The sequence below is a fragment of the Rufibacter roseolus genome (genome assembly GCF_017916365.1).
Lineage (GTDB): Bacteria > Bacteroidota > Bacteroidia > Cytophagales > Hymenobacteraceae > Nibribacter > Nibribacter roseolus.
Map to the genome: position 1 here is coordinate 257,460 of NZ_JAFMSU010000002.1, position 13,276 is coordinate 270,735.

Annotated in this window: 11 protein-coding genes; 8 read left to right on the forward strand and 3 right to left on the reverse strand. The window is 54.0% G+C overall.

Features of this window, described 5'->3' with window-relative positions; all coding sequences use genetic code 11:
• Positions 1–76: 76 nt before the first annotated feature.
• On the reverse strand, positions 77–616 hold the full coding sequence (gene hslV / locus J3P35_RS09990; protein ID WP_207431224.1) for an ATP-dependent protease subunit HslV: 540 nt from the start codon (positions 614–616) through the stop codon (positions 77–79).
• Between the two features lie 327 nt (positions 617–943).
• On the opposite strand from hslV, the gene nagB reads away from it, so the two are divergent.
• Positions 944–2,884, forward strand: coding sequence for a glucosamine-6-phosphate deaminase (gene nagB / locus J3P35_RS09995; RefSeq protein ID WP_317195396.1), 1,941 nt, complete (start codon positions 944–946; stop codon positions 2,882–2,884).
• 574 nt (positions 2,885–3,458) lie between these two features.
• Here nagB and J3P35_RS10000 read toward each other — a convergent pair.
• Positions 3,459–5,204 carry a pyruvate dehydrogenase complex dihydrolipoamide acetyltransferase gene (locus tag J3P35_RS10000; RefSeq protein WP_210464478.1) on the reverse strand — a complete coding sequence of 582 codons (1,746 nt, stop codon included), beginning with the start codon at positions 5,202–5,204 and terminating at the stop codon, positions 3,459–3,461.
• 137 nt (positions 5,205–5,341) lie between these two features.
• A complete protein-coding gene (locus J3P35_RS10005) occupies positions 5,342–5,956 on the reverse strand; it encodes a histidine phosphatase family protein (RefSeq protein WP_210464479.1) in 615 nt (204 codons plus the stop codon).
• Positions 5,957–6,008: 52 nt separating this feature from the next.
• Between J3P35_RS10005 and J3P35_RS10010 the strand changes: the two genes are divergently transcribed.
• The 7 genes from J3P35_RS10010 (at position 6,009) to J3P35_RS10040 (ending at position 12,914) form a co-directional block, all read left to right on the forward strand.
• On the forward strand, positions 6,009–6,428 hold the full coding sequence (locus tag J3P35_RS10010; protein ID WP_210464480.1) for a hotdog fold thioesterase: 420 nt from the start codon (positions 6,009–6,011) through the stop codon (positions 6,426–6,428).
• A gap of 7 nt (positions 6,429–6,435) precedes the next feature.
• The gene (locus J3P35_RS10015) at positions 6,436–7,653 is read left to right on the forward strand and encodes a chorismate-binding protein (RefSeq protein ID WP_210464481.1); all 1,218 of its coding nucleotides are present in this window, start codon (positions 6,436–6,438) and stop codon (positions 7,651–7,653) included.
• Positions 7,650–9,362: a 2-succinyl-5-enolpyruvyl-6-hydroxy-3-cyclohexene-1-carboxylic-acid synthase gene (gene menD, locus J3P35_RS10020; protein WP_210464482.1), complete on the forward strand. Its 1,713-nt coding sequence runs from the start codon at positions 7,650–7,652 to the stop codon at positions 9,360–9,362. The genes J3P35_RS10015 and menD overlap by 4 nt, the downstream gene beginning before the upstream one ends.
• Positions 9,363–9,427: 65 nt before the next feature.
• On the forward strand, positions 9,428–9,904 hold the full coding sequence (locus J3P35_RS10025; RefSeq protein WP_210464483.1) for a DoxX family protein: 477 nt from the start codon (positions 9,428–9,430) through the stop codon (positions 9,902–9,904).
• 294 nt (positions 9,905–10,198) lie between these two features.
• On the forward strand, positions 10,199–10,672 hold the full coding sequence (locus J3P35_RS10030) for a DoxX family protein (protein ID WP_317195367.1): 474 nt from the start codon (positions 10,199–10,201) through the stop codon (positions 10,670–10,672).
• Between the two features lie 109 nt (positions 10,673–10,781).
• Entirely contained in the window at positions 10,782–11,606 is an 825-nt protein-coding gene (menB, locus tag J3P35_RS10035; protein WP_210464484.1) for a 1,4-dihydroxy-2-naphthoyl-CoA synthase, read from the forward strand.
• Positions 11,607–11,819: 213 nt separating this feature from the next.
• The gene (locus J3P35_RS10040) at positions 11,820–12,914 is read left to right on the forward strand and encodes an AMP-binding protein (RefSeq protein WP_210464485.1); all 1,095 of its coding nucleotides are present in this window, start codon (positions 11,820–11,822) and stop codon (positions 12,912–12,914) included.
• The last annotated feature ends 362 nt before the right edge of the window (positions 12,915–13,276 follow it).

Consider the following 13,276-nt stretch of genomic DNA (forward strand, 5'->3'; position numbering starts at 1 on the left):
AAGCAATTTAAACCTCTAGTGGCTTTCTGATTTCTCGCTTTCTGAGGTTCAAAGTGCAAACACAGATACTACCGGCTTAGTTCGGTTTCTCAATGATGAAATTATGGTTTGTGTAGATACAGATATCGGCGGCGATGGTGAGGGCCTCGCGTACCATTTCCTCGGCGGTGAGGTGCGGAGCGTGCTTCTTCAGCGCCAGCGCCGCGGACTGCGCGTAGGTGCTGCCAGACCCGATGGCCGCGATCTGGTAATCTGGTTCCAGCACGTCGCCGGTGCCCGAGATGATGAGCAGCTCCTCTTTGTTGGCTACCACCATCATGGCTTCCAGCTTGCGCAGGTACTGGTCTTTGCGCCAGTCTTTGGCCAGCTCAATGGCCGCTCGCTTCATGTTGTTGCTGTAGGCGGCCAGCTTCTCCTCAAAGCGCTCCAGCAAAGTGAAGGCATCGGCGGTGGAACCGGCAAAACCCGTGACAATCTTGCCGTCCTGCAGCTTGCGGATCTTGCGCACGTTGCTCTTGGCAATATATTTATCCATGGTGGCCTGGCCATCGGCACCCAAAGCCACTTCCCCGTTATGGTAGATGCCCAGCACGGTGGTTGAACGTATCTTCGTCATGCTATTCCTTTCTTAATGAGAAGCCTTGGCCTCTGGTTTAGTGCCGCGAAAGTACGACAAAGTTTCCTAATACCCGAACTTACCCCTGAACCGCCTCAATGCCGCCGCTCCTTCCTGGGGTATAGCAAAGCTTTAGGCCAAATTTGCGTTGTTTTCCCAAAATCAGCTTAAAAACACCGGGCTATCCTGAAAAAAACACTTCATTGCAGGAGAGAGGATTAAGAAAAACGGGGTTTGTAGATAAAATTTAATAATAAATTTCATCTTTTTAAATTTTGTGAAATTGTAGGTCCTTCTACCTTTGTAGGCTCCACCCTGGCAACATCCATTAAACAAAATACGACTATGAGCAGGCTTAACCTTTTGGAGGAAACCCGGTACGAGAAGGTGCCGGTAACGGTCTATAATGACCAACACGAGGCCTCCAGGGCCGTTGCCCAGCGGATTGCGGCCTTGATCAGAGAAAAGCAGTCCAAAGGCGAGAAAACCGTATTGGGCCTGGCCACGGGCGCCACCCCCGTGGGCGTGTACGCCGAGCTGGCCCGCCTTCACCGTGAGGAAGGCCTTAGTTTCCGGGACGTGATCACCTTCAACCTGGATGAGTATTACCCCATGAAACCTACCGCACCGCAGAGCTACGTGCGCTTCATGGATGAGAACCTGTTCAACCACATTGACATTGACAAGGCGAACGTGAACATCCCGGACGGTACCTTGCCCCTGGACCAGATTCCGGCCTTCTGCCTGGACTACGAGCGCAAAATTGAGGCCTTGGGCGGACTGGACCTGCAGGTGCTGGGCATCGGGCGGACGGGCCACATCGGGTTCAACGAGCCGGGCTCTGCGCCAAACTCTGGTACCCGCCTGGTGACCCTGGATGACCTTACCCGGCGCGATGCCTCCCGTGATTTCGGGGGTAAGGAGAACGTGCCCACCAAGGCCATCACCATGGGCATAGGCACCATTTTCAAGGCTCGCGAGATTGTGCTCATGGCTTGGAACGGTAAGAAGGCCTCCATCGTGCGCAAAGCGGTGGAAGGCGAAATTTCCGGCGAGGTACCCGCCACCTACCTGCAGCTCTCCGATAACGTGGAGTTTGTGCTGGACCAGGACGCCGCCAAAGATCTTACCCGGTTCGGGACGCCTTGGCTCGTGAAAGACTGCGTTTGGGATACTGCCCTCACCCGCAAAGCGGTGCTTTGGCTCTCTGAGCATGTGAAGAAGCCTATCCTGAAACTGACCGAGGAAGACTACAACGCCCATGGCATGGCCCAGCTGGGGGTGAACCGAGGACCGGTCTATAACATCAACATTGACGTCTTCAACCAACTGCAGCATACCATCACCGGTTGGCCCGGCGGCAAACCCAATTCTGACGACTCGCAGCGACCAGAGCGGGCGCAGCCAGCAAAGAAACGCGTGCTCATCTTCTCGCCGCACCCTGATGACGATGTGATCTCCATGGGCGGTACTTTTATCCGGTTGGTGGACCAGGGCCATGATGTGCACGTGGCTTACCAGACCTCGGGAAACACGGCTGTTTGGGACGATGACGTGCTGCGCTACATGGAGTTCGCGATTGACTTCAGCCGCAGCATCGGGCACGACGGGGAGACATTGACCTCGGTGTACGAGCAGATGCGCACCTTCATTGGAGAGAAGCAACCCAACCAGGTAGACACTCCGGAGATCCAGAACGTGAAGGCCTTCATCCGGAAAAGTGAGGCTATCGCGGGCGCTCGTTATGCCGGCCTGCCGGATGACCATATCCATTTCCAGGCGCTTCCTTTCTACGAGAGCGGCAAAACGAAGAAGAACCCCGTCACCGATAAGGACATTGAGCTCACCATGGACCTGCTGCAGAAGGTGAAGCCGCACCAAGTGTTCGCCGCCGGCGATTTCGAGGACCCGCACGGCACCCACATCGTCTGCTTCAACATCATCCTGGAGGCGTTGAGAAGGCTGCGTGCGCAAGGCGAGGCCTGGGTACAGGATTGCTGGCTGTGGATGTACCGTGGCGCCTGGCACGAGTTTGAGACCCACGAGATTGAGATGGCCGTTCCCCTGTCGCCGCAGGAAGTGGAGCGCAAGCGCATCGCTATCTTCAAGCATCAAAGCCAGAAAGACCGCCCCGTGTTCCCCGGCGACGATGAGCGCGAGTTCTGGGTACGCGCCCAGGAACGCAACCGCGAGACTGCCCGCCGCTATGACCAACTCGGCCTAGCAGATTACGAGGCCATGGAAGCCTTTGTGCGGTATCATTATTAATCTTCTTCTAGTCACTTCACCAAAAAGCCGCTTCGGGTCAATTCCTGAAGCGGCTTTTGGCTTTTTAGGTTGATTCAGGGTGAAGCAGCGTTTAAAGGCTCGTTTTTGAAAAATAGCCTAAAGATAAATGTAGGGGTAATCCCTTGTGGTTGCCCTTGCTCTTAGCAGATGTTTTCGGTTCTACAATCGGCCTCGTCATCCCCCTACCCCCTTCAAAGGGGGACGGAATGCGTGGTTGTTTGTGATTTTACCACCGTTGGTATTATCGCCGTTGTTGGTGTTATCACCAACAACCAAAAAATCAGATGGATGTGCAAGGGCAACCACAAGGGATTGCCCCTACATTCCAAATCCGTTGGCGGTTTCCAAGTAATTCAAATCGGAGGAGAATTCCCCTCCTGGGAGGGGTAGGGGTGGGTTACACGTTTGCAGCTAACCCAGTGGCCCAAATCCGTTTCCAGGACGTTTTCATAAAAACAGTCCTAAAACAAAAGAGCCGAAGGATTGCTCCCTCGGCTCTTTCTTATATCAGGTTCGATTACTAATCACGAACAGCTAATAACTATCAACTAAATCACACCAGCATTCTAACCGGATCTTCCAGGAAGCCTTTCAGGGTCTGCAGGAAGGCGGAACCAACGGCGCCATCTACCACGCGGTGGTCGCAGGAAAGGGTTACTTTCATCACATTGCCGATCTGGATCTGACCGTTCTTCACCACTGGGGTCTGCTTGATTCCGCCAACGGCCAGGATACACGCATCTGGTGGGTTGATGATGGCGGTGAATTCTTCAATACCGAACATGCCCAGGTTGGAGATAGTAAAGGTATTGCCGGTCATCTCAGCAGGCTGCAGTTTCTTAGACTTGGCTTTTCCGCCCAGGTCTTTCACTTCGGCAGAGATGGTAGAAAGTGATTTTTGATCTGCGTTGCGGACAACCGGTACCAAAAGACCTTCTTCCACGGCAACGGCCACACCAATGTTCACCACGTTGTTGTAACGGATCTTGTCGCCTAACCAGGAGGAGTTCACGGCCGGGTGCTTGCGCAGGGCAGCGGCAGCGGCTTTGATCACCATGTCGTTGAAGGACACTTTCACTGGGGCTACCTCGTTCATGCTCACGCGGGCTTCCATGGCTTTGTCCATGTCAATCTCCATCGTCAGGTAGAAGTGCGGCGCTCCGAATTTGCTTTCGGCCAGACGGCGGGCAATCACTTTGCGCATCTGCGATACCGGAACCTCGGTGTATTCCTCGCCAGGTGCGGCGGCAGGAATTGCAGCCTGAGGGGCTGCGGCCGGAGCCGGAGCAGCGGCTTGTAGTTGGGCCTGAGGAGCGGCAGTTGGCGTGAAGTTCTCCACGTCACGCAGTACAATGCGGCCGTTCTCGCCGGAGCCTTTCACCTGGGCCAGGCTGATGCCTTTTTCCTGGGCAACTTTCTTGGCCAGCGGAGAAGCCAGCACGCGGCCTTGGTTCACCGCTGGAGCGGCGGCACCCGCTTCCACACCCGGACCTGGTACCGGAGCACCAACGGTCTGGTTTACGCCGTCACCAGACTGGGACTGCGCATCTGATTTATGGTTCTCAGCACGGGTAACTTCCTCAATGGAGCCAGTCATTACATCTGGGCCTTTGTCTTCTGCTTTACCACCAAAAGTAGCACCGCCGTTGAGCAGGGCCTGGTAATCGGCACCGGCTTCACCAATGATGGCCAGCACGCCGTCTACCTGAACGGAGGCACCAGCCTCCACACCTATATAAAGGAGCGTACCATCTTCATAAGACTCCAGCTCCATGGTGGCTTTATCGGTTTCTACCTCGGCCAGCAGGTCACCTGATTTTACTTTGTCGCCCACTTTCTTGTGCCAGGCAACAATGGTACCTTCCTGCATGGTGTCGCTCATCTTAGGCATGGTCACCACGGTGGCGTTCACGTTAGCGGCGGCAGGGGGTTGGGCGGCAGGAGCAGGGGCAGCGGCCGGAGCAGGCTCCGCAGCTTTGGGTGCCTCGGCTTTAGGGGCTTCCTGGGCAGCAGGGGCAGCGCCGCCGTTCACTTGGGCCAAAAGGCCAGAGATATCTTCACCTTGTTTCCCGATGATGGCCAACACGCCATCTACCGGTACAGATTCACCATTTTTCGGGCCGATGTACAGTAACGTCCCATCTTCATAAGACTCCAATTCCATGGTTGCCTTATCGGTTTCCACTTCGGCAAGAACGTCCCCAGATTTCACAGAGTCACCAACTTTCTTTAACCATGAGGCAATGACCCCATCGGTCATAGTGTCACTCATCTTGGGCATTCGGATGATTTCGGCCATAGTTTTTTGCTCGGTTTTAAGGCCTCAAAAATAGAGGCAAAAATGCTGTAATACAAATATGCTTTTAAGAGAATCTATGCCGGTTTTTGGCTTGTTTATAATAAATAGGCCCAAAAACGGGAATGTTGTTCTTTTTTCTAGATTAAATGTGAGACATCGGCAAAGCGCTCTACCCAGAACATGGAGCCCGTGAAATTGAGCTCGTAGAGGCAAAGGTTCTGGTGCACAAACCTATCCATCTGGTGCAAGGGGTAACGCAGCAACTGGGACAGCAATACCCGCATGGCGCGGCCGTGCATACAGATCAGAATGGTCTTTTCTTCGGGGCGGGAGAGGATGAGGTCAATGACCGGTTTCTGCCGGTCGGCCACGTCCTGGGGGCTCTCACCGCCCTCAATGGGCACGTGCGTCTCGCCCTCCTGCCAGCGCCGGAGCATGTCATAATAGTAGGCGTCTTCCTCGGGGGTGATGCGCGAGCCCTCGCGGGTGCCCCAGCAGATCTCGTTCAGGCCGGCGTGCCGCTCATGCGGAATGCCCAGGTCAATGAAGCCCTGCACAGACTGCACGCTACGCTGAAGCACGGAGGTATATACCTTGTCAAAGGCCACGCCCTGGTACGCCTGGAAGAACCTTTCGGCTTGCCAGAAGCCGGTTTCATTGAGGGAACTGTCCACACCGCTGCCCTGCACAATTCCCTGGAGGTTGAGGTCGGTTTGGCCGTGACGGACGAGGAAGATTTTTTTGAGGCTCAATTTTACGCTAATTTGCAGGCCCTAAGATAGGCCATAATTACGAGAAATACGGATGAAAAGACGCCCCGATGTGACCCTGGAACAGCTAAATGCCTGGAATAAAAACACCTTGGGCGAGCACCTGGGCATGGAATACACAGAGATTGGCGATGATTTCCTTATCGGGCGCATGCCCGTAGACCACCGCACGCACCAGCCGCTGGGATTGCTGCACGGCGGCGCCTCTGTGGCCCTGGCTGAAACCCTGGGCAGCGTGGGGGCCACCATGTTCCTGGACCTGAGCAAACAGTACTGCGTAGGGCTGGAGATCAACGCCAACCACATCAAAAGCGTGCGCAGCGGCTACGTGTACGGCAAAGCCTCTGCCATTCACATAGGCCGTAAGACCCAAGTCTGGGAAATACGTATTACCTCCGAAGCCGGTGACCTGGTCTGCATCAGCCGCATCACCATGGCCGTTCTGGATAGATAACTCATTCATGCCCCTAACCCAACCTTCTGTTCCCCCAACTTCTTCCGCTTCTTCTTCTGAGGAAACTGCCTTCAGGATTTTCAGGTCGGCGCTAGCCAGTAAACTGCCGGTAGCGCTCTGGCGATTGCCCAACACCAAAGAAGTGCAGGTGCTGGTGTCTGCCCAGGTGGAGCAAATCCTGCCGCCCCTGGAAGGGCCGCAGCGCGGCTTCGCCTTCTGCCCCTTTCAGGCCTCGGCCACCGCACCCAATACCTTTCTGCCCGCTGACCTTTATTTCTCCGGCAAAGCCGATGCTGCCCCGGAAAAAGGGGAGACCGAATTACCCGCCTGTTTCTGGGCCGAATTAGAGAAAACAGACTCAAAGCAGGGAAAAGCCTTGTCGTGGCCGAGCCACCCGGACGGAGCCGTGAAGCCCATCGCCCGAGATGCCTTTGAGCAGATGGTGACCACGGCGGTAAAAGCCATGCAGGCCGGCTGCCTGGAGAAGGTGGTCTTGTCCCGCACCAAAACGCTGCCGCTTTTCAACGGCTTTGACTTGCTCACCGCCTTCACCCAACTGACCAGACTGTACCCCACGGCTTTTGTGTCCTTGGTGGCTATTCCGGGTTTGGGAACCTGGTTGGGCGCTACGCCTGAACTGTTGGTGCAAATTGACCGCCATAGAGTTTTCCGCACCGTGGCCCTGGCCGGCACCCAGCCCATCACAGATGGCCTTACCCCCGCTGATGCCATCTGGCGCCAGAAGGAAATTGAGGAGCAAGCCCTGGTGCAGCGCTACGTGGTGAGTTGTTTCCGGCACCTGCGCCTGCGCGAGTACGTGGAGATGGGACCCCGCACCATCATCGCCGGAAACTTGCTGCACCTGCGCACCGATTTCAGCGCGGCCATGGACGAGGTAGGCTTCCCCAAACTGGGTACCCAGATGCTGGAACTGCTGCACCCTACCTCGGCGGTAGGCGGTATGCCCAAGGCTGCGGCCCTGCAGATGATAGGCCAACTGGAAGTGCATGACCGCCGTTACTACAGCGGATTTATGGGGCCGGTGCAACTGGGGCAGGAGACGAACCTGTTCGTGAACCTGCGGTGCGTGGAGCTGGGCCAGGACACAGTCACGGCCTACGCCGGCGCCGGCATGACCGCCGATTCTGTGCCGGCCAAAGAGTGGGTGGAAACCGAGCTCAAGATGCAAACCGTGCTCCGTCTTTTTCAAGCGTCTGAATCATGATTTTACAATCCGTTATAGATATTGCCGAAATCTGCGCCCGGAAAGGCGTAGAGGATATTGTGTTGTCGCCGGGCTCCCGGTGCGCGCCTTTGACATTGGCCTTCGCCCGGCATCCGCAGCTGCGGGTGCGCACCGTGCCTGATGAGCGGAGCGCCGCCTTCATTGGCTTAGGCATCGCGCAGCAGACCGGCAAGCCGGTGGTGCTGGTCTGCACCTCGGGCACCGCGGCCTACAACTACGCGCCCGCCGTGGCCGAGGCCTTCTACCAGAACATCCCGCTCCTGGTCCTCACCGCCGATAGACCCCCCGAGTGGATCGATCAACTGGACGGCCAGACCATCCGGCAGACGCACATCTACGGTGGCCATGTGAAGCGAAGCTTTGATTTTCCGGTTGATACCAAGCATGTTGATTCCCAGTGGTATGCTGCCCGTTTGCTCAATGAAGCCTTGAATGAAGCAGTAGCCTTTCCAGAAGGTTCTGTGCACGTGAATATCCCCCTGCGGGAGCCCTTTTATCCCGAACCGGACGAGGAGTTCACCTATTCCGCGGACGTGAAAATCATTGAGGAACTGCCTTCGGGGTATGGGTTGCCCGCCCAGGCCTGGGAACAGCTAAAAACGGAGCTAAAACAGTACCGAAAAGTGCTGGTAGTGGCCGGTCAGGGTAGGAGAGATGAGGCTTTGCACGCCGAGATTGTGCGGTTCTGCCGCGCCACCGGGGCCGTCTTCATCACCGACACCATCAGTAACCAACAGGTAGCCGGGGAGACTATCAATTACCATGATGTTTTTCTGGGCGCCAAGCACCTACATACCGCTGAGGCACTTCAAGCAGATTTATTGATTACTTTCCATAAATCACTGATTTCTAAAAATTTGAAACTGTTCCTGCGCAAGCAGCAGCACCTGAAGCACTGGCACGTGCAACCGGCCGGCATGGTAGCGGATACCTTTCAGTCCCTCACCCGCATCATCAGGACTACCCCCCAGGATTTCTTTGCGCAGGTAGGCCAAAACGGGGAAGGTTTACAGGTTTCACCGGCCTTCACCAACGCCTGGCACGAACTGGAAATGCAGGGTAAAGCGGTTTTGGAGCGTTTTCAGGAAAACAGCCCATTCTCGGAATTCCAGGTATGCCACCAGGTGCTCAGGAATCTGCCCCAGCACAGCCTGCTGCACCTGGCCAACAGCATGAGCGTGCGGTACGCCAACCTCATTGGGGTAGCCGGATTGGAAGGAGTGGAGGTGTTTGCCAACCGCGGCACCAGTGGGATTGACGGCAGTACCAGCACCGCCGTTGGCTCTGCGCTGAGCACTGATAAACTGGTGACCCTGCTTACCGGCGACATGGCTTTCCTGTATGACCGTAATGCCCTATGGCATAATTACCCTCCCCAGAACCTCAGAATTGTGGTGCTGAACAACCACGGGGGCGGTATCTTCAGGATGATTGAGGGACCACGGAGCCAGCCGGAGTTACGGCCTTTTTTTGAAACTGACCAACGGCAGACGGCCCAGAAAACCGCTGAGGACATGGGGTTAACCTATACGCGAGTGACGGATTTAGCCTCGCTGATAGCGGCGCTGTCCAATTTCTTCAGCCTTTCCGCAGGACCACAATTATTGGAGGTGGAAACCAACAGCCCAGAGAATTTTGCAGTTTTTGAAGACTACAGAAAACAGGTGAATTCCAGCATAGAGCTTTGAGCCTCAGGAGCTTGAAATTTAACGCTTTCTTTGTTGACTAAGCCAAAAATTAGTCGTAACTACCATTGGAGACGCTGTATAATGGCGGTATTATTGTGGAGTTTACAAAGAACGTAGAGAAATGGCACCACAAGCATCATGTGGTCCTGTATGATTACGGAAGAATAGCTTTGGGCTGTTTTCTGGTATTCAAAGGCATCTCTTTTCTGTTTAACATCACTGCCCTGGAGCAAATCCTCCTGGATAGTAAGCTGTATGAAATGGCCACTTTTCTGGCCTACACTGTGGTAATAATCCATATTGTGGGCGGCGCCATGATTACAGTGGGGTGGCAAACCAGGTTGGCATTGTTGTTACAGATTCCTATTGTGTTTAGCGCATTGTTGTTTTTTACGCCTAAGCATGACTTTTTTTCCTTATACTCTCCGTTTGCGGTAACTATTTACACGCTGCTTTTCTTGCTCTTTTATTTAGTGGGCGGTGCGGGTTACTACTCTTTTGACCACAGCAGAGCCTACAGATACAGAAAGTCTTCTAGATAGGCAGCCGGTCACCTCCACCTTAGCTACTCTACCTCTGGTGGTAGAGGTGACCTGCATGGATACACACACTTCTAAGATATCCCACTCATGCCTTCTGCCAGGATCACCGGTTTAGCCGGAAGGTGCTGGTAGAAGGCCATGATCGTTGCTCCCTCTGAAATCCTGAGGAATGTTGCCGCTGACCCCAAACGCGGAATAAATCAGAACTCAGGAAAAAGTTAAGTTGGTTATTATAATATATTAATATTCAACGTATAATATACTTGGAGGCGCTGATTTAACGGCGATACAAAAATGATGAATTGGGTACAACAAGTAGACCGGTGGCAAAACGAGCACCGGCCCGTAGCCTATGACTATGGTAGGATCATCCTGGGCCTTTTCATCTTCTACAAAGGCCTCACGTTTATTGCAGACACTGACTCGTTGGCGCAGATCATTGAGAACAGCCAATTTCACTGGGTAGCCCTGGGGCTGGCGCATTATGTGGCGTTCGCGCACCTGGTAGGTGGCCTCTTGATAGCCATTGGGTTGATTACCAGGGTGGCCATCGCGTTCCAGATTCCCATCCTGATTGGGGCGGTTTTCTTCTTTAACCCAGACCAGGGGTTCTTCTCGGTTAACGCTCAGTTCGGGATCTCACTCATTACCCTTATTGCCCTCATCTTTTACTTTGTGGGTGGGTCTGGCTACTATTCTGTAGACCATAGGTTTGAAGTGAACGAGAGAAGGCTGCAAGAGAAGAAACGGATGCAGAACAACCTTTGATGGTGGGGTAATGTATTAGGGTGGAGCGCAAATCTGCGTAAACCTTTGCAATTTCCTGCAAGGGCACAGTACCTTTACGCCCACATTGTTCCACCCAAACCAGAGGTTCATGCAAAGTAAATTCAACTGGACTACGCTTAAAGAATACCAAGAGATACTTTTTCAATTCTATAACGGCATCGCCAAAATCAGCATTAACCGGCCGCACGTGCACAATGCGTTTACGCCCCGCACCGTGGCTGAGATGATTGATGCCATGAACATCTGCCGCGACAACCCAGAAATCGGGGTGATCATCTTCACCGGCGAAGGTGGCAAGGCTTTCTGCTCGGGCGGTGACCAGAGCGTCCGCGGCCATGGCGGCTACATCGGGGAAGATACCGTGCCGCGCCTGAACGTGCTGGACCTGCAGATGCAGATCCGCCGCATTCCTAAGCCGGTGATTGCCATGGTGGCGGGTTGGGCCATCGGTGGCGGTCACGTACTACACGTGGTGTGCGACCTTTCAATAGCTGCAGATAATGCACGTTTTGGCCAGACTGGCCCTAAAGTAGGTTCCTTTGACGGAGGTTTCGGGGCATCTTACCTGGCCCGCATTGTGGGACAGAAAAAGGCCCGCGAGATCTGGTTCCTCTGTGACCAGTACAACGCCCAAGAGGCTTTGGACATGGGGCTGGTGAACAAAGTAGTGCCACTGGACCAACTGGAGGAAACCACCGTGGAGTGGTGCGGGAAAATCCTGGAGAAAAGCCCGTTGGCCCTGCGCATGCTCAAAGCCTCTTTCAACGCCGAGCTGGACGGACAGGCCGGCGTGCAGCAACTGGCCGGCGACGCCACCTTGCTTTACTACCTCTCAGACGAGGCCAAAGAAGGCAAGAACGCATTCCTAGAGAAGCGTAAACCAGACTTCTCTAAGTACCCTAAGTTCCCTTGATGGTAGCAAGTAGCACGTATCAGGTACCAAGACCTAAGTAGTGGTGCCAGGACGGATACCAGATAATATGCGGAGCAGTTCTGAAATAACTTCAGGGCTGCTCCGTAACTTTTTTAGGCCTCTCCCTAGTAAGAGAAGGCATCGGTAAGAAGATTGTTTCTTACTTTGTTTAATCGTGATACCTGATACCCGCACTACGTGCTACCCAATCCCATGCCCGACCACCTCCTCCTGAATGGTAAGAAATTCTTTTTAGACGAGATCCAGCATTACTCCTTCCGGGAGAGCATTCCCATTGACGGGTATGAGGCCAAGACCCTGGAGTTCTGTAAGCAGTGGCTGCAGGGCGTACAGGAATATCCCGTACAGACCTCGGGGAGTACCGGTACCCCGAAGTTCATTGAACTCACCCGTGATAGGATGGAGGCGAGTGCCCGGCGTACCCTGCGCATCTTCAATCTGCAGCCAGAAGACCGGGTGCTGGTGTGCATGAACACCGAGTACATTGCCGGTATGATGATGCTGGTGCGTGGTTTGGTGGGCAACCTGCACATGACCATTATCGAGCCCATCGGGAATCCATTAGCCAGCGTAGACCCGGATGCCGAGTTTGATTTCATTGCCATGGTACCGCTTCAGTTACAGACCATTCTGGAAGGAACACCGGAAAAGATAGAGAAACTAAACAAAATGAAAGCCATTCTGCTGGGGGGCGCCGCCATCAGTAAAACCCTGGAAGAAGCTGTTCAGCCCCTGGAGGTGCCGGTGTACCAAAGCTATGGCATGACCGAGACCATTTCCCATATTGCCGTCCGCCGCCTGAACGGACCGGGGAAAACAGATTACTATACAGCCCCTCCAGAAGTGACGCTGGGCCAGGATAAGCGTGGCTGCCTCACCATCTCGGCGGAGGTCACGGGCGGTGAGACCTTAATCACCAATGACCTGGTAGAACTGCTGGAGAACAACTCCTTCAAGTGGCTGGGACGCGCCGATAACACCATTAACTCGGGAGGGGTGAAAGTGCAGCTGGAGAAAGTGGAGACCGCCTTAGGAGATGCCCTGGCTGGTTTGGGTATCTCGCGCCGCTATTTTGCCGCGGCCCTGCCTGATGAAACCCTGGGTGAACGCCTCATCGCCGTGCTGGAGGGAAGCCCCCTCACCGATGAGGAGGAAACTAACCTCAAAGGCAAACTCACCGAAGCCCTGTCTAAGTATGAAATTCCCAAGCACTTTGGTTATCTGCCCCGCCTGCCTGAAACTGCCACCGGCAAGATAGACCGGCGCGGAGGCATGGCTTTGATTTAGCCTTTTGGCCTGTTTTTCAGAAAAAAGCTATAAACACCAAGTTGTGATTTGAAAGTCAGTGGTTGAGAAGTTGGCATATCAGCTAGCTGGGTTGGGTCTGCCAATAATCGGTCTGATTAGGCTAAATTTCCTAACGGCCAAATACCCAGTGTACGAGAGAGTTGCCATAAGATTAATACTATTTTTTACAATAGTAAAATTTTAAATGGCTGTGAATTAGATGTATAAAGGTTGGTTGAGTTAAATTAGTTATAAATCACTTTCCTTTTTTCTGAGAAATCGTAATAGGAGCAGCACACTTTAGTACTTCTTCTGTTATGAAACATTTTTTATCTCTGACGTGTCTTTGCCTGGCTTCTTCA